Origin of the sequence: Dendronalium sp. ChiSLP03b, assembly GCF_034531165.2 — a bacterium.
Taxonomy (GTDB): domain Bacteria; phylum Cyanobacteriota; class Cyanobacteriia; order Cyanobacteriales; family Nostocaceae; genus Dendronalium; species Dendronalium minutum.
In genome coordinates this window covers 1-20,716 of the sequence record NZ_JAVRBR020000095.1, presented here as the reverse complement: position 1 = coordinate 20,716, position 20,716 = coordinate 1, and the positions used below count along the sequence as shown (strand labels likewise).

Sequence of the window (20,716 nt, the reverse complement as noted above, 5' to 3'; positions counted from 1 at the left end):
AAAATGCAGCATTTAGGTCATTTTCCAAATTACAGCATTTACGAGCGCACCTGCGGAATGTGGGTTCACCACTCTCATCGGTCATAAGTCCAGATGATAGAACATCTATTTGTTACTAAAAAATACAGAAATTATGCTGATACACTGCTTCTACTGGGTTTGGTGCAACTTGTCGAGTATGCCCTAAGACAAACAAATCAAAAAAGCGATGTTGGTCTATTCGATGAAGGTATGCGCTATCGCATTCAATTAAAACAGGCTGTAAATCTACAGGCGATCGCAAAGCTTGATTATACTAATCCTTTTCCACCAGTTAAAGGTCAAAAAACAGACACAAGTAAAATTCCTTTAGAGATAGAACCTTTTGACACAGTAAAGGAGAGCGAAAAACGCAAACTATACAAGAACTATGTATTTCAGCAACGGGATAAACCGCAATGGAATGAAGAAGCTCCAAAACCACCCCATGCCAGTACCCAAAATGGAGTGATTCTCACCTCCATGCGGCACGATCGCAATCATAACGAACTGTGGCACTTAGGATATCAACTTAAAGAAAACTACGGTGCTTTACTGGTTGCACTATTCCAAGCATTTAGTGAAGAGACTAGCTCTCAACCTCATACAGAAGCTAACCGTTGTCAGGAATTATTTGCTCAAGCCACTAACTGTAAATTGCCAGAGCTAGCCAGTGCAGTCAAAATTTACCTACCAACATCGGTTCGAGGAGTTAATCGAGTTAAAGCAGATAGTAATAAAGTAGACTCTCAAAAAGCAGATTGGTTAAGTCTATGGCTGATTGCTGGGGGGTTATTTAGCTTTGGCGTGTCAGAACGGGTAAAAATAGCTGACCGTGTTTTTGAATGGCGAGTAGTTGTTCTAGAACCTCAAGATATCCAATTGAGTAAATATCGAGAAGTGCTAGACCGACTTCGCAAGTACAATCCACCCTCTGGGGGACATGGTATAGCTCGATTCGATGCGGAGTTAGTATTGCGATTTTGCCAAGAACTCCTGAATAATCATGCTTCTCAAGCTGATGCAGAACTTGATGAATTTGATATTTGGGAACCGATTAACCATTTCGTAAAGAGCTTTGTTGGTACTCACTTTGGCTCTAAAGGTCAGGTTTACGGAGTTAAAGAAGTCTTTAGCTTGGGACTGCCTGGTTGGATTCGTCCAGCAAATTCTCAAGAATTAGCAGACTATCAAAGTGTTTTACAAGAGCATTTGTCAGTAATTAGCACTTTGTCAGCAGAAGAAGGTCACAGTGAATTATTAACTGCTTATCGAGACTTTATTACTGGTACAAGTTTACGTCAATTTTTTCCTTTTCAAGTCAGTTATGCAGATTACGTTATTAAACGGCTGGCAGATCCCAAAGCTAAACCTCCGCGATTATTTTCCGTTACAGGGTTAAACACAATGACCAAAAAGGATTCGGACTTTATCAAAATTACCCAAGACCCCAGTTTTTTACGCATAGCTAAAGCAATTAACCAAGCAACTGTATATGCAGGAAAAATACAAACGAAAGAAGGAGTAAAAGAACTGGAATGGCAACGGACTTATGGGTTAGCACAGCGTTTGAGTAGCCAATCTGGCTCGAAGAACGATTTTTTAAAGGAAATTACTGACTTTTTAGCAAAATACGAAGCTGAAAATTTACGCCTGTCTGAACAATTGCAAGGAAAAGGTAAATCTCTTAAACGAGTTTGGACAACTAAAGAAGACCTAGATCGCTTGGTGGAATTAGTTACAGAAAATGACACTGTACTAGTTGCCAATCTCTTAATTGCTTATGGTTATGCTCGTTGGACTAAACCCAAAGATGATTTAGAACCTGACCAACAACAAGATATTAACGAATTAGACGATACTGCAATTTTAGGAGAATCAAACGATGACTAATACACAATTTCCAGTTTACTCAATTTCTATTAGTGGTTCCTTGGCTTGGCAACTTCATGCTTTGAACAATGAAGGTAACGAAGGCAATCAAAGTTTAACCCGTCGTTATTACATTATTCAAAAAGGAATGAATGAACCTGAGTCTGTCAATGGTATTTCCGGTGATATGCTCAAGCACATTCAAGCAGAGCATCTACACCGCATTGCTATTCAAGACGAACTAGCATTATCTCAAGGTGGTCAACAATTTCATCCAGACCGCATTGGTTATGACTTAGAAAAAGGATTGCCAATTTTTACAGATGCCGATACTGATTTAGCAGCCAAAACTAATCAAGTCATTCAACGCTGCACTATGAGTGACTTAGAAGGATTTATGGTGACAGTCAAAGGCGGACAAACTCTAAAACGAGAGTCAGTAATTGAATTTGGTGCAGTCGTAGGTTTACCAACTCTTGTGAAAACTCAAAGTTATTTCCATGCAAAATACGGCACGGATAACCCAACTCCCTACAACGTGCAAGTCAGTTCTGGTTTATATGCAACTGTCTTGAACATTGAAGCATTTCGCATTGGTTACAATCCCCATACTTTCAACTACAGCATTAACGTAACAGAACGCAAAAAACGTTTAGATGCTTTACTTAAAAGTGTTTTGTACACCTACCTCCAACCCAATGGGGCAAAGCGCAATACTAACTTACCTCATCCCGACCATTTTGAAGGCGCGATCGCCGTTAGTACCCGCCGTTGTCCCGCACCCATGATTAGTGCTTTAGAAGCAAGCTACAACCGCCAAATTCATAGCTTGGCTGAAACCTTAAATAACATCAACGGTGCAGATACAATACTTTGCTTTGATTTTGATAATATTGCTCAGTTTGCTGCACAAATTGAAATTTTAATTGAGCGAGCGCAACCTTGGGAGAGCGATAATGCCGAAGCGATTGAGTAAGTCAAATACGCCTAAACAGGAATTGCCAGCAAATGCCGAACAATGGCTGACTGTTGCCTATCAACCAGTTAGCCTCTTCTCCCTCAAGCGTTCGGATGCCACTAGTATGGCGGCTCGGTCTAATCTTGTGCCTACTCCTTATGCTATCAAAATGGCTTTGTTAAAAGTTCTGCTGGAAAGTCAAGGAGGACAACATGAAAGTGACTTTGACCAATGGGTTAAAAGTCAATTTATCTGGATTCGAGATTTAAGAATTTATGTTTGGCCACCTGAAAAACTGGTAGTTAATCGCAATGGCTACAAACTTCGCTACTACGACCAAACTGCTGATAAAGCTGATAAAACTCGCTCCACTTTACCTATGCAAGATGGTTTTGTGTTTCGGGAATGGGTTTATATGCAAGGTCATTTGCAAATCTGTTGCGGCCCAAGCGTGAAGCGAAGCTATCCCGAAGGGACTCGCCTAACTCAGTTACAGCAGCTGTTCTCTCTAATTAACTACTTTGGTAAACGGGGTTGCTTTTTTCAATACCTGCCACAATACAACCAACAAACTCTTGAGCCACTATTTCAACACAATTCCACTTGTGGCTTTACAGTGCAGCCAATGGATGACCTGGGCGAGAAAACTACTTTTAACCGTATCAATCCCTATTCCACAGATAAAGCACAACTAGATAAAGACCGAATAATCAAACCTGGATTTCTCCCTTTGCAACTCACTACTAGCAGCGCCCGTTATGATATCTACCAAAGATACTGAACCTGTTTTAACTCAACTAAATTTAGTTCTCAAGCGCACGCAAACTTCAACTAGTCCTACACCGTTAATCTCCTGGTTGCCAGAAACTCAGCCTGCACCAGCTTGGATTCCTCTCAAAACTCATACTGGTGTTACTAAAATTATGCCTGTAATGCCAGATATGAGTTTGTATCCAAATTTAATGCAAGCCATCTGTCAGCGTATAGCTTATAGCAACTATGTAGAATGGCAACAGCAACCCTATGAAATGACAGGAGTAGAAGCAGATACTAATACTCTGCACGTAATTCAAATTCCTCTTGTCGCCACTGCACCATTACCATCAACGTTAGGACGAGCTATTCATGCTCAATGCTTTCAATGGTTTGCTAATGCTGATGCGGTTTTAGCCCAACATTTACATCAGCAAGAAAGCGTACCCTTTACTTTGGGAATAAAATATCTTTCTCCAAAAAATATACAGCTAAGAATTACCTTGTTGAAACAAGAACTCTTAGCACCCCTGCTTTGGGGATTACATAGTGACTTAGGGAGTGAAATAACTCTAGCAGGTGTTCGGTGTCGATTAAGCAAATGGATAGACATTTTGCAAGCCAGTAGTTTTGCAAAATTGCTAGAAATACCAGTTCAAAATACTATCAAACTTCAATTTCTATCTCCTACTAGCTTTAAGCAGAGTGGGACAGTACAGCCTTTTCCATTACCCGATTTAGTTTTCAATGGACTGCTGCGGCGATGGAATCACTTTGCTCCATCCCAATTAAAATTTCCCGAAATCAAGTGGAATAGTTTAGTTTCTGCTTTTGAACTGAAAACCCATGCTCTGAAACTAGAAGGTGGCGCAGAAATTGGGTCTGAAGGCTGGGTAATTTATCGTTTTTCCGACTCTGAATCGGCAAAAATTGCCACAGTTTTAGCTCATTTCGCCCATTTTGCTGGAGTAGGACGAAAAACAACAATGGGAATGGGACAAACATCAATTCAAAATTCTTTCATTCAAAATTGATATGACTGAAGACTATTTACCCCTGGCGTATCTCAACGCTTGGGAATATTGCCCGCGCAGATTTTACCTGGAATACGTTCTAGGTGAAATGGAAGATAACGAGCATATTATTTTGGGTCGTCACATACACCGCAATATCAATGAAGAAAAAACACTCCAAGAAGGAGAGATGCTGATTCATCAGCAACAGTGGGTGTGGAGCGATCGCTTGAAAGTCGCAGGTATCATTGATGCAGTCGAAGAATGCGACGGTCAGCTTGTGCCAGTGGAATATAAAAAGGGCAAAATGGCGCAGCACCTCAATGACCATTTTCAATTGTGTGCAGCCGCTTTGTGTTTGGAAGAACGCACCGGACGCAATATTGCTTATGGCGATATTTTTTATCATACTAACCGCAGAAGGCAGACAGTAGCTTTTACACCACAGCTACGGCAAATGACCGAGCAGGCGATCGCCCTTGCTCAACTTGCTGCTACTAAGGCTATGCCATCCCCAATAGACCATCCTAAAAAATGCCTTTCATGTAGCTTACAAGTAATTTGCCTACCTTTTGAAGTTAAGCAATTACAAAATTTGCAAGCTGCTGAAACTGATGATTGAATCAGTGCAACTTGATTAACAACTTTTATTCACTACTAATTACACACCTTTGATATGTCAGTGCTTTACGTTACCCAAGCTGATGCTGTTTTGAGCAAGAATTATGAAGCTTTTAATGTGGCTTTGAAGCAGGAAGATGGCTCTTGGAAAAAACAAAGTATTCCTGCACAAACTGTAGAGCAAGTAGTCCTTATGGGCAATCCTCAAGTTACTGGCGATGCTCTTGTCTATGCTTTAGAGCTAGGTATGCCAGTTCATTACCTTTCTAGCTTCGGTAGATATTTGGGTTCAGCACTGCCTGGTTACTCGCGTAACGGACAACTGCGGTTAGCTCAGTATCAACTTTATAGCGATCCAGTGCAACGTTTAGAATTAGTCAAAGCGATCGTGGCAGCTAAAATCCATAATCAATATCAAGTTTTATACCGCCATAACGAACGGGATAACCCTCTTAAAGAGCGCAAAAGCCAGGTTAAGAACCAAAAAACTATCGATCAGGTAAGGGGTATCGAAGGTTTAGCCGCACGCGAATATTTTAGCTGTTGGCCGCGTATGGTTGGAAAACAATGGACTTTTACAGGCAGAAATCGCCGTCCACCTACCGACCCAGTGAATTCGCTGCTCAGTTTCGCTTATGGTTTATTGCGCGTTCAAGTAACAGCTGCGGTTCATGTTGCTGGGCTAGATCCGTATATTGGCTACTTACACGAAGTTCATCACGGTCAGCCTTCGATGGTACTCGATTTGATGGAAGAGTTTCGCGCTTTAATTGCGGATAATGTTGTGTTAGCAGTGCTACGCAATCGAGAAATTCAACCTCAAGATTTTAACGAAAGCTTAGGTGCATATCGACTCAAAGATACTGCTAGAAAAAACTTTCTACAAGCCTTTGAGCGCAAGCTCAATGATGAATTCAAGCATCCTGTTTTTGAATATCGATGTAGTTATCGCCGAGCAATAGAATTACAAGCACGCTTAATAGGTCGGCATTTGCAAGAAGGTATTCCCTATAAAGCTCTAGCTTTGCGATGATCGCGCTATTCTATTTGATTATTTACGACTTACCTGATAACAAGGCTGCAAATAAACGCCGTACTCGTTTGCACAAAATGTTGTCTGGCTATGGTAAATGGACGCAATACAGTGTATTCGAGTGCTTCTTAACGTCTGTACAATTTGTTACACTACAGACAAAAATAGAAAAACTCATCAAACCTGAAGAGGATTCTGTAAGGATATATGTACTGGATGCTAGTGCAGTTAAACGAACAGTTACATACGGTTCGGAAATACCTCGACAAGAACAAACTATTGTCTTATGATTGGTAGATTAGTTTATTAACTTGATGTTTGTCAAACCAAAGCGGGGTCAAAAAACCTGGAGGTTTGCCAAAATCGCTAGAACCTTGACAAATTAATAATTCCAGCGTTTCAAATATTTGGGAAGTTGAAAAATAGTCGTAATAACAGCGGCTGAAACCGATCTATTTTTGAGGTTTGTCAAATTACTTCCCAAGAAGCTTGCTCTGATTAAGTTTCAGCACCGAGCAGTTTCCAAACCTCATTACCCCTCACGGGGACTGAAACATATCAACACAATCTTCAACTGGAATATATTGTGTAGGTTTCCAAACCTCATTACCCCTCACGGGGACTGAAACTATTCTAGTTCTTTATCTTGGAGATTTTCAACTTTAGTTTCCAAACCTCATTACCCCTCACGGGGACTGAAACTTCCACAGCTTATCTTTATCTACATCTACTAAATAAAGTTTCCAAACCTCATTACCCCTCACGGGGACTGAAACACTGATATTTCTATCTACTGAAGCTTTCTTGATTTGGAGTTTCCAAACCTCATTACCCCTCACGGGGACTGAAACAAAAAAATATATAATGATATTCCATCTAAGATTCAAGTTTCCAAACCTCATTACCCCTCACGGGGACTGAAACTAGATTCAAAACCTGACTTAACAGAACTAACTTTAAGAGTTTCCAAACCTCATTACCCCTCACGGGGACTGAAACATTAATTTATTTATTTTCCGCTAAAGTATTTATTCGTTTCCAAACCTCATTACCCCTCACGGGGACTGAAACTTTAACTTGCTGGACTAATTCAGGGATAGACAGGTGTTTCCAAACCTCATTACCCCTCACGGGGACTGAAACGACAATACAGCATCAATGTGCCCATAAATTTTTACAGTTTCCAAACCTCATTACCCCTCACGGGGACTGAAACCTGTTACTTATTCCCCACTCTTGAGCCAAGGTCTGGTTTCCAAACCTCATTACCCCTCACGGGGACTGAAACCGATCGCTGCCACTGCCACAGATGGGGGGATGACGTTGTTTCCAAACCTCATTACCCCTCACGGGGACTGAAACTAGCAGGCTACTAAATAGCTCGTTAAGTAAGGAAGGTTTCCAAACCTCATTACCCCTCACGGGGACTGAAACTCCTCTACGTGTAGTTGGTCAAAAACTAGATCCTCTAAGTTTCCAAACCTCATTACCCCTCACGGGGACTGAAACATTTAAGATATATCCAAAGGCTCTGGCAGTGTTTTCAGGTTTCCAAACCTCATTACCCCTCACGGGGACTGAAACATAAGATGTTGGTTTTACTCCAAAAACACAGCACATAGGTTTCCAAACCTCATTACCCCTCACGGGGACTGAAACATTATCGTTCCTATCCAATCTTGTTGGAGTAAGTACATGTTTCCAAACCTCATTACCCCTCACGGGGACTGAAACTCTCTATTTTCTTTGACCGATAGCGACCCGCAATCCCAGGTTTCCAAACCTCATTACCCCTCACGGGGACTGAAACACCAATACTATAGTCACATATGTCACCCAAGCCAAAAGGTTTCCAAACCTCATTACCCCTCACGGGGACTGAAACTAACAACGTTGTTGCGATAGTCGCGGTACTCTTTACGACGTTTCCAAACCTCATTACCCCTCACGGGGACTGAAACTCTAATGTCATTACCTTAACCGTTGCAAGTATAAGTTTCCAAACCTCATTACCCCTCACGGGGACTGAAACATATCAATATCTTGCGATCGCAATTCGTTCTCCATCCGGTTTCCAAACCTCATTACCCCTCACGGGGACTAAAACAACAAGCGATCGCTCACTCGACCAGTCACTAATTAAATTTTCCTCGCAAGGGGATAGAAATCGCCTAAAATATTGGACATTCTTCGACTTAAATCAAGCGATGCCTAGAGCAGCCACAGCCCCCAAGCGCAGGCCTAGAGTCAAATCAACGCCCACTTCCTCAGTGCCGACATGGGCAGATGAGACTGAATTAGTAGGCTTGGTGTTTGATTTAGAGGCAACAGCAACAGCTTCTCTTTACTCGCAATACAGTATTGGACTTCATGCGTGGTTTCTAAAGCAAGTGCAGCAAATCGACCCAGAGTTATCTGCATATCTCCACGATGGAGAATCAGAAAAAGCCTTTACTATCTCAGCACTAGAAGGACAACTATTACCTAGTGGCAAACAACTGCAATTAGTCGCCAACCAAATTTACCATTGGCATATCAATGCACTGTCTCAAAGGGTGGCATTGTTCCTCAAACAGTGGTTAACCAACTTACCAAAAACTATAGAGTTGAGTGACACAATTCTACAGATCAAACAAGTGAATATCGCTCAGGCTCCAACTACTTATGCACAGTTACTGCACTCACCACAACAATACTCACAAGTAAATATCAGTTTTATTTCACCGACAAGTTTTCGTCGCAAAGGAAATCATTTTCCTCTGCCAGTACCAGAAAATCTCTTCCACAGTTACCTACGGAGGTGGAACGATTTTTCCCAGATGCCAGTAGAACAAGAAACATTTCTTGAATGGATAGACGCGGGGGTAATTATTCATCAGCATCGTTTAGAGTCAATGAAAGTGGCAGCAGGAAAACGCGGCTCGGTCACAGGTTTTACTGGGGCAATTTCCTTGGGTTTGAGTCGGTCAGCTTTAGCCAACACTGAATTTAGCCAGCTATTTTATGCTTTAGTCAGACTTGCACCGTACTGCGGTACAGGTCATAAAACTACTTTCGGTTTGGGACAAACTCGGTTGGATTGGGTGGAACAAGGGTCAGCTACATCCGCTGCGTTGTTGAACAACATGTTGGCAGAGCGCATTGAAGAACTGACAGAGCTATTTACTGCACAGCGCAAACGCAAGGGAGGCTCGCGCACTGATAGAATTGCCTCAACCTGGGCAACTGTATTGGCTCGTAGAGAAATGGGCGATTCATTGCAGGCGATCGCCTCGGATTTAGAAATGCCGATGTTAACGGTTAAAACTTATGTAAAATTAGCTCGCAAAGTTCTCAAGCAAAACGAAGAAACTGCATCATCTGAAAAAATTATCGGCGGCTGAAATCGACCTGTTTTTGAGGTTCGTCAAAATCCTTCCTAGGGAGCTTGCTCTGTAACAGTTTCAGCACCGAGCAGTTTCCACAATCTATTACCCCTAACGGGGACTGAAACAACACCTACTGCAATTGGTACTTGGCATATGTTCCACAGTTTCCACAATCTATTACCCCTAACGGGGACTGAAACTTTTCCCTCGTGTATAAGAAGGCATACTGTGAAGAGTTTCCACAATCTATTACCCCTAACGGGGACTGAAACCATTAATACTTCCTTCATCAAGGTTGATATCACCCCAGGTTTCCACAATCTATTACCCCTAACGGGGACTGAAACCTTAAAAATCAAAAATAACGAATTCACTCTCATGCTGTTTCCACAATCTATTACCCCTAACGGGGACTGAAACAGCACAGTTGTGTTTACACTTTTCGTTCCACCATTGGTTTCCACAATCTATTACCCCTAACGGGGACTGAAACATCGATCAAGTTGCTCAGTACTTATTTGAAGAACCCGTTTCCACAATCTATTACCCCTAACGGGGACTGAAACAACAAATAGATGCTGCTGCTACATGGGAAGAAGTCACGTTTCCACAATCTATTACCCCTAACGGGGACTGAAACTGCTAATTTTGGAGATAGATTAATTTGTTGATTTACGTTTCCACAATCTATTACCCCTAACGGGGACTGAAACTTTACGGATATTCGTAAAACTGTACAATCGCTTGAGTTTCCACAATCTATTACCCCTAACGGGGACTGAAACAATTTTTGCACTACTTTGACAGGCAAGTTGGCGATACGTTTCCACAATCTATTACCCCTAACGGGGACTGAAACTCGAAGTAGTCCAGGAAGCGATAATAATTACTTCAATGTTTCCACAATCTATTACCCCTAACGGGGACTGAAACATGTTTGTAGCTTTGTTCCCATCAAAAACGCAATTTCGTTTCCACAATCCATTACCCCTAAGGGGACTGAAACACTTCAAACCGATCGCATAACTCTTAGAGAATGGATAGTTTCCAAACCTTATTACCCCTCAAGGAGACTGCAACTTTTGTTGGTGCTTGCTGTCATTTGTCACAGAGTTCGTTTCCACAACTCATCACGTTATTCTTCTCCTTCGCCCCAAAGAGTGCAGGCATTGATACACAGACCAGTGGCATTTGAAATTTTAGGCAGGTAAGACGAAACTTTCACTCCCCAACCGGAAACCTCTGCATCATCTCCTGCAATTCAACAGCCTCCCCATCCGGCGTATAAACCACATTACCCGACATTGCCAGCACAATCCGCTGCCGTCGCGCCCACTCGAACCAATCACTGACATCATTGGTGACTGTATTTTTTCCCTTAACCCCACTCTTGCACGAATTGATAAACAGGCCAGTGGGGTTATCGCACCAACCTTCAGCGATCGCATCCTTAACACGAGCGATCGCACCCTGCACATTTGCCCAATGCTTCTTGACCACCCCCAAGCAAGGCTGAGGATTTATTCTTAACCTCCTCAATTCAGTGCAAATCTCTTTAATTTGATACTTGCTAGGCTTATCCGTATTTGCTTCAACCTCTGCCTCGGAAACCTGACCTTCATCAAAATCGGCTAAATCATCCAATTCAGACTCATCAACATAGCGATCGCCCTGGACTGGTAAAGGAGAAATTGCTTGACTCGATTTTTCCACAGGCTCGGCAGCGGCGGCGGAAAAATTGTCCTCACGAAAGCCTGTCTCGCTAGTTGAGTTAATCAGTGCAGGTTCATCAACGCAGTGAGTAATCGAGGTTGGTTCCGAAATCTTAGTTTCTTCCACTTCACTTTTTTCTTCCTCAGCAGCACAGTGTTGTTGTGGCTTAGAAGCTTCAGGATTGGATCTATGGTGTTGTTCAACAGCGAACTCCGAAGATTCAGTTTTGCATCTGCGGTGTTCAAGTAGTCCATTTAACACCTCGAAGTGCAACTTGTACTGCCATGTCTTATCCTGACCGTTACCCGGATTCTTCTGCTTCTCGATAATCCCCATCTCCTCAAGTAGAGCGATCGCACTCCTAATAACGTGCAAACTATGCTCACCCATCAGATCGGTGTAGATTTTCTTGAGTGGCTGATAAACCCAAGATGTACGGTGATTCTTGAGCTTCCAGTTTGTCCAGTGCCGGAAATACTCAATTAGCTTTGCTGCACAGAAGTTTCCGGTAATGTCCAGGTATTCTCGACGCAAGATAACTAAGACTGAAAATTTCTCAGCAGGATTAACGCTACTCATCTGCTTATCTCCTGTATCTTCTAAAACGGCATATCTTTTTGTTCTTCAACGGATGCTTGCGACCAAAATTCCCTAAGCTTTTGGCGTTTAGCGGCTTGAAATTGCTGTTTCTCTTCGGGCGATACTTCATCCATCAACTGTTCGACCTCAGCCCGTTGCCGTTCCTTCATCTGCTCAACAGTCGCCGCAGGTAGGGCTAAAGGTTGATTCTCTTGGGATGGTCGGAAGTTGCGACGGCGGTACGAAAAGCGGAAGTGGCGTTTGTCTTGTGATGGCAGCTTCTGCCAAACATCGGCATCCCAGCCGGGGGGCATGAAGTCGGCTCTTGGGGGCAGCAAGTTTTGGATTTGGGCTTGAAGGTCAGCGATCGCCTTGCCTTGTTCTTCAATTACCGCGTTCTGCTGTTCGAGTCTTTCCAAGAGTTGAGCGAGCAGTTCTGAATTTTGTGGGGCTAACTCTGCTTCACGAGTTTTTACTGCAAAGTAATTTTGTGCGGCAGCTATCTCTGGTTTTCGGGAGTCACCATTCATTGCTGTTAGGTAACAACCATAGCGACTGAGCTTGAAATCGTCTCTGGGTCTGCCTCCAGTACTTTTTGCCGGCAATGACAAAAAGTGGTTTTCGCACTCAACCCCTATATTCTTACAAGCAGCGATCGCTCTGGTAACGGCATCTTCAAGTCGTCGCCACTGCTGATACCCCAAGATGGGCATTAGTTCACGGGCCAGCCAATATTCTTGACCGTCGCTATCAATATGTTTAATTTGGTCAAAGGGGCTGGAGTAACTTTCACTGTTGATAATCGCGTCCATACTTTCTCCACTTTTTTGACGCATAAAGCTATTGCGGCATAGTTGCAATGCCGCCTCAGATTTTGAAAGCCTTTTAATTGCAATCCATTGAATTGCGCTAATTTACCGTTTAGTCAAGTAGTCACGACAAAATAAGATTCAAAAGAGAATCTTTCTCCAAGTGGCGATCGGTTGTGCTTTGCCTTGATACTAATAGTTGCAGATAACTATTGAGTTTGTCAACTAAATGTTGCACAATATGGCAAGGCAAGAAGAAGTAGAAGAGGTTGTAATGTTACCACTAAGTGAAGTGGGATCAATTAAATGGACAAAGGAGCGTGGGGAGAAAATGCGCTTGTTACGTGGTGATATGCCATTGTTAACTTTGTCTAAAAAGCTTGCTGAGAAGGATGTAGAGATTTCTCGCCAGTATTTGCACAGAATGGAGACAAACTCAGATGTCAAAAGTGCTTCCCCTGAAATTGTCACAGGTTTGTGTAAGGTCTTTAACTGTACATTAGCTGAATTATTGTGTTTGAAAGAAACCAAAATTGTGCAATTAGGGGTTGACAACTGCAACTAAAAGTTGCACTATAGTAATCAAGGGCAAAGAAAGGAACTCCAGGAAAATTAATTCAGAGAGATCACCTTCAGGATAAAGAAAATTTTATCTGTCTGAGATTAAACGGACTTAGAAGCAAGAAAAACAAAAAACTAAATGATGGCATGACAGCAGTAGTAAAAGAGGCAATGTAAATGACTACTCTCACGTATGTAAAAGGATTACCAACTCCAAGAGAAGAAGTGAATAGTTTAGGACTCACAGAGTTTGAGATGTTTTTAGCTGCTTACAGTTCGGTATTCCATAAAGCAGCGTGTGAGACAGCTAATCACCTTTTTGCAGTAAATAGCTTCAATGACTCTAGTTGGAATACTTATTTACAAAAGGCTTATGGTATATCAAGGCGACAGTCCAGTGGTGTAATTAGTTTTGCTCAAGGTGCGGTTAATGCTTCTAAGGAACACCGTAAGCTCCACATCAAAACACTCGAAGGTAAACTAAAATCGCTTAACTCTTGGATTACAAAATCAGAGAAGAAATTATCTGATTCTGCTAGGTTCTATGCTAAAAAGAACTGGCGTAATTCTAAAACAGGATGCCGCCTTCCACTGTCTTGTTCTCTAAAGTTCCGTAACACTAATTGGAAGAATTTACGTTTTCAAATTCACAATAAAAAACGCCGGGCTTACAAATTAGCTCAACAAATCGAACACTTAAAGACAGCCCCCATTCAAACAGTTATTCCTAGAAATCAAGTATTTGTAGTTGGTTCTAAGAATGAAAGTTTTGGTAATCAAGTTTGTCAATGGAACGGTAATACTATCAAATTCCGCGTCCCAGCTTGCCTAGAATCAAAGTTTGGAAAGTACGTACAAACTTCGTTAGGCAACTTTGACCGCAATATCAACAGATTGCCCAAAGATGGCGCAAAGACATGGCATTTCTTTCGCAAGCACAACAAATGGAATGCAGCAGTGCAATTTACACCCGTACCAGTCAATCGAGTTTCCAGGCATTCTGCTTTTGGCTGTATTGGGATTGATATGAATCCTGGCTCTATCGGTTGGGCTTATGTTGATAGTGATGGCAATCTTAAAGCACACGGGCAAATTCCAATGCTGATGGGATTACCATCAGGCAAACAAGATGTGCAGATTGTTGAAGCTTGCTTACAACTGGTGCGATTAGCCACAATATTTGATTGTCCGATTGTTTGTGAAGAATTAGACTTTTCTACTAAGAAGGAACAATTAAGAGAGCGTGGCAGAAAGTATGCTCGGATGCTTTCTAGTTGGGCATATAGCCGTTTTTACCAGTTACTAGAAAGTATTTTAAGCAATCGTGGCATTTACTTGATGAAAGTCAATCCAGCCTACACCAGTTTAATTGGTTTAGTGAAATATGCACGTCAGTATGGTTTAGCCAGTGATGAAGCTGCTGCTTTAGCCATTGCTAGGCGTGGTATGCGATTGAATGAAAATATTCCAGGCTCTATAACCGCCTATCTGTCCGTGAAGGATGGAAAGCACGTATGGAGCCTGTGGAACCAACTAAATAAGTTAGTCAAGAAATCTAGCATTAAGCGTCACAACTTCTATGCTATCTCTAACTGGGGGTCTTTGGTCAAGCAATTGTCGGAGGAATCTGGCAGGCGCAAGCTACGGCGTTAAAGACGATTTCTTAGAAGATAAACCGCTAACTTCTTCCTGTACAACTTTGTCTACTTATAGGCAACTTTGTTCAAGTTTTTATAAGCGAATAGCAAACCGCCTGCACCAGAACGCAATCAAGGGTTTGCAAAAAAGTTCGAGTTAACACACATAGTCCTAAGACATGATTACTGGGGTATAGCACAAGCTCAACTATTGAGTGGGTAAAGAGTACCTGGCGATGCAATCAAAGGACATTTACTTATAGCTGTAGCTTTCTCGTGAAAAGTGCGATCGCAGTCCCCAAGGTTGCGCCATTGCACTTCTGGTCTATTCTAAAAGCTCCGCTAAATTTCGCTGAGTGCGTTGTGGAGAATCACAACGTTTTGTTCGTAAAAATCAAAGGCGATCACTGCACCTTGGACAGTCTAGCGATCGCCTTTTCCCTTATTCAAGGAACTTTATTATGACGCAAAGTACACTTACACAGCAAGCCTCTTCTATTGACGAGCAAGCGTTGGCACAAGCTGAACTCAACGCTTTTGTTGCAACCCAGGCGGAAACTGTAGCCCCAACCAAAGATCCGCTAACTCACCGCGATCGCCAAATCATTGCAACCATCATCGAACGCACTCCAGAGGAGATCAAAACCATCTGGATAGAAGGCGGCATCACCGTATGGGTGCAGCTTATGCATGGCGGAAGGCTACCATTTGACCGCGATTGGTTTTCGATGAGAGTTGCAGAGGTTAAAGCAACACTGCCAGAAACACTAAGAGAACGGAACGAAAGATTGAGCGCAGAACTTGAAACAGCTTGCAAGAAGTTTGGTCTGTGGCACGGTGAAATAGACTGGCTATCGTTCAGCGCGAAAGTGTTTCGGGACGGTCGATTGTTAGGCTTCGTCGGATGCAATAGAGAAGGCTGGTACAGTAGACGGCATCAATACGGGCCATCACAACGAGTTGACAGTGGGGAAGCTGCGATAACCTTGTTGGGAGTGAGAGTGGCAGTAGCGGCGTAAGACCAATTCGCAATTTCCGAAATGCAAGATGTAGCAAGACAATCCTTGCTTACACTCGGATTTAGGAAGGGCGATTGCATCCAACACAAATGCGATCGCCTGCCACCTAATCCTATGCTGAGGCAATCAACTATGCCGCACCAGTATGACGAATGATTCTTTATGCTCTTGTGCAAGAAATGCTTGTACCTGTTGAAATCCAGCTCTTTTCCATGCTCTGAGCGCACGTTCGTTAAATGCTGCCACTGTAACGCGAAACACTCTGGGATTGAACTTTGAACTTGCAAAATCGAGGACATCTGCAATATACATCTGTGCCTTTCCCTGCCCTGTCAGGTCGGGGCGCACTCCCAAACCAATGTCAAGTGCGTCCTTTGCATAATCGCCTCCTGGTACTTGGGCATCCTTACCAAAACAGCAAAAGGCAACTAGTTCGCCATTGTACTGAATGCTATAGTAAGCGTTTTGAGGGTCTACAAACGACCCAATCAGTGTTTCATTAGACGTACCGTTGTACATCTGGTAAGGTGGCTGGTAATGCCAGCGAGTAAGTTTTTCTGCATTAGCCGCATTCATCGGTTCAAAGCAAAAATGCATTGACATACTCCCAATTACTCACCCTATACCTTGTGCTAAAAGTATAGTTCGGTGTTATTGGCAGCGTGAGTGTTGGCTGTAGAAAGGGCGATCGCAGTTCTATTGATATGCGATCGCCTTTAGAACTAAATCGATAACGAATACGGATCATCGCACAAAATACGGCAATTATACTCTCGCTTCGATTTGTAAATATTAATACCTGTATTACTCGATAACAGCGATTTGGCCGCTGCTAATGATTGCGATCGCGTTCTTTTGGGCGAGGGTAGTTGCCTTGATTTAGCGCAAATGAAAAGGCAAGTGCATTTATACCCGGTGAACGCACTCGCCCCAAACTGTAATCAGAAATGAGGTCATCATGGTACAAAGTACAAATATTACACTTTCTCCTCCAGACAGTTGTGATTGTGACTACTTTTCGTATGAAGAATGTACAGAGAAAATTCTCTTGCCCCCAGATGATCCCAATGCAGAGGTGATTTCACTTGCTGGATACAAACTTGTTTATGTCAAAGGTGGTTTCCCGAAGGTATACCGCGTCTACAAAGACGATTCAATGCTGGGTGTTATATTTCAACACTTAACCCATTGGTCAAATGCAGTAGACGAAATTCACTATACCCAGCCATTGGATGCGGCTATTGGTTTAGAGAGGTTCATGATAGCTACAGGGGTAGTTAGAGCGGCTCCAACCGAGCAACAGTCAACTGGCTCTTAAAAATAAGAGCGACTGATACTGATAAGTCGCTCTTAGATTTAGATGGTGTTGGTGGTGTGAGAGACAAAAAATGGGCACTACTTGCTGCCCACTTTTGTTGAGGAGTTGCCAAAATTCTGAATGCATACAGGAGTTTAATTCATCCGGCGTTGAAAATCAAGCAACTCAATAGCTACCTATATCACCAACCTACTTCGTCAGCACCAAAGGAATTAGGATATCTACTTCAACGCTAAATCCAGCATTTAGTATGTCCTTCTACCTCAAGAAGTAGTTGTGACTTCTACAAGCATGTTGTACAACTCAATTGCTGTTAAGGGAATCATAGCAAGCGTTCTGCTGCATCTGGCTGCACTTTCATAGCTGCTACAAGTGCATCAAGGACAAATCTGAGTAACTGAGCAGTATCAGGGTCTGTCAGTTCACCTTTATTATTCAGTTTTTTACTCACAAATGGAACACTCAGCGATGCTCCCAGGACAATATTTGCAGCTAACGCCGTCAATGTCAGCACTAGTGAAGCATGAGCATTGGCACCACCAAATTCTGATGGAGAGGCACTGATTGCAGCAACAGGTTTGCCCACCAACTCACCTGATGAGACTATCCAATCTAAAGCATTCTTCAGTACACCTGGCATTCCATATGCATACTCTGGTGTACAAATGATTACTCCATCAGATTTTCTAAGCTGCTTACGCCAATTGTTTACTGATATTGGAGGAACTTCACCGTCGAGTTCAGGATTGAAATGCGGCAGGTTGGCTAATCCTTCATAAATTGTAAGCTCAATTCCTTCACCGATAATTCTTGCAGCAGCACGTAGCAGTGAGGTATTGGCAGAACCAGGTCTGAGACTTCCAGAAATCGCAAGTATTTTCATAGTCTAATTTTGACCTAGTTCTGCTGTGATTTTACTTGTTAGCTGCTTTTTTGATAGTTGTTAGCTCAGACTGCTGTTGGGCAAAATGCTCTTGAACTTCAATCGCAGTCATCTTTCTGACTGGAGTGTGCGGTCGAATCGGCTGCAACATCCCGTGTAAGCTGCAATGCGTATCGCTAGCTTTTCGGTAGACGTAACCAGTACTCAAGCCAGAGATGCGAAAGTAATCACCTGTTTGTAGTTGTTGGTAAGTCATAAGACTAATTTGAAGTACAGAGATTATTTAGATTACCTTACACGGAAATTTTCATACTTCAGCACGTTTACATTACCAAACAGCGATCGCAACAGCCAGTACTGGTGAATCTAAATCGTAGACGAAATATAACTACTAACTCACCAGTAAAATTAGACACAGTTCTCATTTTTGATATGACTACCAAGCCTCACGACCAGTTTGCCAAGCAATTTTTAGAAGAATTACTGTCTTCTTTAGGGGAAGTAACAACTAATAGAGAGGTGACTGATGAACCAAGATTTGTCGATGTTTTATTTTCACCAACGACAACATCTACTGCTGATGCCGAGACTTTAGGGTTACTTGGCAGAATAGCTATGCTTAATACTGCTTTACTAGAACCATTTCGCAATCAACCGAGTTTTTCAGAAATACGCAACTGCTTTCTCAAACTATTTGTTGTAATTGCCGACGCGCAGCGTAAAGCCAAACGGGAAAAAACCCGGCTAAGGGAAGCTAGTTTAGCCCGACTGTGGATCGTATCGCCCAGTGTCTCAGAGGCTTTGTTAAAGGATTTAGAGGTTAAACTAGACTTAGAAAACTGGCCAAGCGGAGTTTACTTTGTTCAAAATTGTTTTAGAGGAGCAGTAATAGCAGTTAATCAACTACCAGTTACACAAGAAACATTGTGGCTAAGGATTTTAGGTAGAGGAGAAACACAACGCCAAGCTGTAGCCCAATTGTTGGCACTTCCAGAAAGCAACCAATTAAGACAAAACACCTTAAGACTAATTACCAATTGGCGGATTGTTGTAGTTCAACAGCAAGCCGAATTAACAGAAGACGATCGGGAGTTAATCATGAACTTGTCGCAAGCTTATCAGCAATGGGAAGATACAACAAGACAACAGGGACAACGGGATGTTGTAGAAAACTTGTTGAGATTCCGGTTTGGTACTGTGGATGAGGAACTGTCGAGAGTTGTTAATAGTTTATTACAGTTACCACCAGAAGAATTTGCCAGTGTGCTATTGCAATTATCTAATTTGTCCCGTGAAGAATTGTTAGCGAGATTCGCGCAGTAAAACCTTTTCAGCACATTCATATTACGCATCAAAATCAAAAGCGGTTTGTTAACAGCAGACCGCTTTTTGTATAGCAAAAAATCATTGCCTCGGTAGCAATAGTCTGTTTAAACCTAAAGCGATAGCTTGTTAAATCAACAGCGATCGCTCTAGGGAACCGATTCAACTACAAAGGTAATTTTGGCATGAACAGTATTGCTTCGCAAAGTCTGAAATGAGAACTTCAAATAAACTCAATGAATAAGCAACAAGAACTTCAACTTGCCTGGGATGCCCTTTATCAATTCGCAATTCGCAACTCGCAATTCGCAATTAAAATGCGGACTATACAATTGAATAATTAAGCAATAATAAACATTAAAACTGTGCTTATTTCAAGTAAAAATGCAATGGTTAATGATAGTGTGAAGAGTTTAATTCTCTACTAATCCTAACTGCGAATTGCGAATTGCGAATTGCGAATTGTATTGTAGAGCATAGGCACAGAGAACAAATCAACCATTGGGATTTTACTTGCAATCAATCGGAATGCAAAAGTCCTACTATTACAACCAATGGTGACGATGGTCAGGGTAATCTCAAAAGGAAAGCCCCGTCACTGGAAGTTTACGGCTAGAACAAATACTTGGAATTTAGAAGTTTTACAACTCCTGAATTCTTACTTTAAACAATTTCAAACATCAGAAATATGGCAACCCTATCCAGCACTAAAAACCCTGTTGATAATAAAAACGCTTGTCTGCTGTTTCTTCAGAACAGGGGAGGACGAGTTAAGTTATCAGAATTAACTTTTAGCCAGACTGTGATTCAAGATTTGATAACCAAAGATATAGCCAAGGTAAAGAATACAGGGAATGGTTACTATCTAGAACTGGAGAAGTAATCATGAAACTAAATCCTGTTTACGAGCCTAGAACCCTGAATCAATCGCAAGTATATATGATTGAGGGTACGCAATACAGATATCTACGAACTGAAGGTAATGGTCAGAATGCTAAATATGTGTTCTTACCCCTGCCAAATCAAAGAAAGATATCTGAAATTTCCTTGAATTCCACAAAACTGGCTATCAAATGTCAGTCAGTCGAAGGAATGACCTGTCAGCCTCCAAAAAACCAAAATGTTGTACAGATGGGGTTTTTGTGATGTCAATACATAAGCCACCAGTTGTCAAATACCCGATTAAGGTTCAAAGAGGTAGTTCACAAAAGATAGTTTATCGAACCATCAGAAATATT

At 42.1% G+C, this 20,716-nt stretch carries 21 protein-coding genes and 2 CRISPR repeat arrays; of the genes, 15 read left to right on the top strand and 6 right to left on the bottom strand.

Annotated features, from left to right (window positions below):
- The first annotated feature begins 93 nt into the window (after positions 1-93).
- The 8 genes from RMY31_RS22165 to cas6 (RMY31_RS22130) all read left to right on the top strand — a co-directional run bounded on the left by RMY31_RS22165 (position 94) and on the right by cas6 (RMY31_RS22130) (position 9,651).
- Positions 94-1,911 carry a hypothetical protein gene (locus RMY31_RS22165; RefSeq protein ID WP_322661634.1) on the top strand — a complete coding sequence of 606 codons (1,818 nt, stop codon included), beginning with the start codon at positions 94-96 and terminating at the stop codon, positions 1,909-1,911.
- Positions 1,904-2,866, top strand: coding sequence for a DevR family CRISPR-associated autoregulator (locus tag RMY31_RS22160; RefSeq protein WP_322661632.1), 963 nt, complete (start codon positions 1,904-1,906; stop codon positions 2,864-2,866). Before RMY31_RS22165 ends, RMY31_RS22160 begins: the two co-directional genes overlap by 8 nt.
- Positions 2,847-3,629 carry a hypothetical protein gene (locus RMY31_RS22155; protein WP_322661630.1) on the top strand — a complete coding sequence of 261 codons (783 nt, stop codon included), beginning with the start codon at positions 2,847-2,849 and terminating at the stop codon, positions 3,627-3,629. The genes RMY31_RS22160 and RMY31_RS22155 overlap by 20 nt, the downstream gene beginning before the upstream one ends.
- The gene (gene cas6 / locus RMY31_RS22150; protein WP_322661629.1) at positions 3,607-4,635 is read left to right on the top strand and encodes a CRISPR system precrRNA processing endoribonuclease RAMP protein Cas6; all 1,029 of its coding nucleotides are present in this window, start codon (positions 3,607-3,609) and stop codon (positions 4,633-4,635) included. Before RMY31_RS22155 ends, cas6 (RMY31_RS22150) begins: the two co-directional genes overlap by 23 nt.
- 1 nt (position 4,636) lies before the next feature.
- Positions 4,637-5,236, top strand: coding sequence for a CRISPR-associated protein Cas4 (gene cas4, locus RMY31_RS22145; RefSeq protein WP_409878185.1), 600 nt, complete (start codon positions 4,637-4,639; stop codon positions 5,234-5,236).
- 54 nt (positions 5,237-5,290) lie between these two features.
- Complete coding sequence (cas1d, locus tag RMY31_RS22140) at positions 5,291-6,268, top strand: type I-D CRISPR-associated endonuclease Cas1d (RefSeq protein ID WP_322661625.1); 978 nt, start codon at positions 5,291-5,293, stop codon at positions 6,266-6,268.
- Entirely contained in the window at positions 6,265-6,558 is a 294-nt protein-coding gene (cas2, locus tag RMY31_RS22135) for a CRISPR-associated endonuclease Cas2 (protein ID WP_322661623.1), read from the top strand. The genes cas1d and cas2 overlap by 4 nt, the downstream gene beginning before the upstream one ends.
- Before the next feature lie 228 nt (positions 6,559-6,786).
- Positions 6,787-8,375: direct repeats of the CRISPR family, unit length 37 nt; unit sequence GTTTCCAAACCTCATTACCCCTCACGGGGACTGAAAC.
- A 100-nt stretch (positions 8,376-8,475) separates the two neighbouring features.
- A complete protein-coding gene (gene cas6, locus RMY31_RS22130) occupies positions 8,476-9,651 on the top strand; it encodes a CRISPR-associated endoribonuclease Cas6 (RefSeq protein ID WP_322661621.1) in 1,176 nt (391 codons plus the stop codon).
- A 72-nt stretch (positions 9,652-9,723) separates the two neighbouring features.
- Positions 9,724-10,569: direct repeats of the CRISPR family, unit length 37 nt.
- Positions 10,570-10,857: 288 nt separating this feature from the next.
- Here cas6 (RMY31_RS22130) and RMY31_RS22125 read toward each other — a convergent pair.
- On the bottom strand, positions 10,858-11,928 hold the full coding sequence (locus RMY31_RS22125) for an ArsR family transcriptional regulator (RefSeq protein WP_322661619.1): 1,071 nt from the start codon (positions 11,926-11,928) through the stop codon (positions 10,858-10,860).
- A gap of 20 nt (positions 11,929-11,948) precedes the next feature.
- Positions 11,949-12,764, bottom strand: coding sequence for a BRO family protein (locus tag RMY31_RS22120; RefSeq protein WP_322661617.1), 816 nt, complete (start codon positions 12,762-12,764; stop codon positions 11,949-11,951).
- 214 nt (positions 12,765-12,978) lie between these two features.
- Between RMY31_RS22120 and RMY31_RS22115 the strand changes: the two genes are divergently transcribed.
- The 3 genes from RMY31_RS22115 (at position 12,979) to RMY31_RS22105 (ending at position 15,954) form a co-directional block, all read left to right on the top strand.
- Entirely contained in the window at positions 12,979-13,302 is a 324-nt protein-coding gene (locus RMY31_RS22115; protein ID WP_322661615.1) for a helix-turn-helix transcriptional regulator, read from the top strand.
- Between the two features lie 173 nt (positions 13,303-13,475).
- Positions 13,476-14,951, top strand: coding sequence for a hypothetical protein (locus RMY31_RS22110; protein WP_322661613.1), 1,476 nt, complete (start codon positions 13,476-13,478; stop codon positions 14,949-14,951).
- Positions 14,952-15,396: 445 nt separating this feature from the next.
- Positions 15,397-15,954 carry a hypothetical protein gene (locus RMY31_RS22105; protein ID WP_322661611.1) on the top strand — a complete coding sequence of 186 codons (558 nt, stop codon included), beginning with the start codon at positions 15,397-15,399 and terminating at the stop codon, positions 15,952-15,954.
- Positions 15,955-16,080: 126 nt separating this feature from the next.
- Here the strand turns inward: RMY31_RS22105 and RMY31_RS22100 are convergent, their stop codons facing one another.
- A complete protein-coding gene (locus tag RMY31_RS22100; RefSeq protein ID WP_322661609.1) occupies positions 16,081-16,551 on the bottom strand; it encodes a GNAT family N-acetyltransferase in 471 nt (156 codons plus the stop codon).
- Positions 16,535-16,702 (bottom strand): hypothetical protein, encoded by a 168-nt coding sequence (locus RMY31_RS22095; protein WP_322661607.1) that lies wholly within the window; start codon positions 16,700-16,702, stop codon positions 16,535-16,537. Before RMY31_RS22095 ends, RMY31_RS22100 begins: the two co-directional genes overlap by 17 nt.
- 210 nt (positions 16,703-16,912) lie before the next feature.
- On the opposite strand from RMY31_RS22095, the gene RMY31_RS22090 reads away from it, so the two are divergent.
- Positions 16,913-17,272 carry a hypothetical protein gene (locus RMY31_RS22090; RefSeq protein WP_322661605.1) on the top strand — a complete coding sequence of 120 codons (360 nt, stop codon included), beginning with the start codon at positions 16,913-16,915 and terminating at the stop codon, positions 17,270-17,272.
- A gap of 322 nt (positions 17,273-17,594) precedes the next feature.
- Here RMY31_RS22090 and RMY31_RS22085 read toward each other — a convergent pair whose 3' ends face one another.
- Positions 17,595-18,155: an NAD(P)H-dependent oxidoreductase gene (locus RMY31_RS22085; RefSeq protein WP_322661603.1), complete on the bottom strand. Its 561-nt coding sequence runs from the start codon at positions 18,153-18,155 to the stop codon at positions 17,595-17,597.
- A 31-nt stretch (positions 18,156-18,186) separates the two neighbouring features.
- Positions 18,187-18,411 carry a hypothetical protein gene (locus RMY31_RS22080; RefSeq protein WP_322661601.1) on the bottom strand — a complete coding sequence of 75 codons (225 nt, stop codon included), beginning with the start codon at positions 18,409-18,411 and terminating at the stop codon, positions 18,187-18,189.
- A 176-nt stretch (positions 18,412-18,587) separates the two neighbouring features.
- Here RMY31_RS22080 and RMY31_RS22075 point away from each other — a divergent pair, with 176 nt between their 5' ends.
- From RMY31_RS22075 to RMY31_RS22065, 3 genes are all read left to right on the top strand, one after another.
- Positions 18,588-19,478, top strand: coding sequence for a hypothetical protein (locus tag RMY31_RS22075; RefSeq protein WP_322661599.1), 891 nt, complete (start codon positions 18,588-18,590; stop codon positions 19,476-19,478).
- Positions 19,479-20,166: 688 nt separating this feature from the next.
- Complete coding sequence (locus tag RMY31_RS22070; RefSeq protein WP_322661597.1) at positions 20,167-20,361, top strand: hypothetical protein; 195 nt, start codon at positions 20,167-20,169, stop codon at positions 20,359-20,361.
- Between the two features lie 2 nt (positions 20,362-20,363).
- Positions 20,364-20,624, top strand: coding sequence for a hypothetical protein (locus RMY31_RS22065; protein ID WP_409878184.1), 261 nt, complete (start codon positions 20,364-20,366; stop codon positions 20,622-20,624).
- The last annotated feature ends 92 nt before the right edge of the window (positions 20,625-20,716 follow it).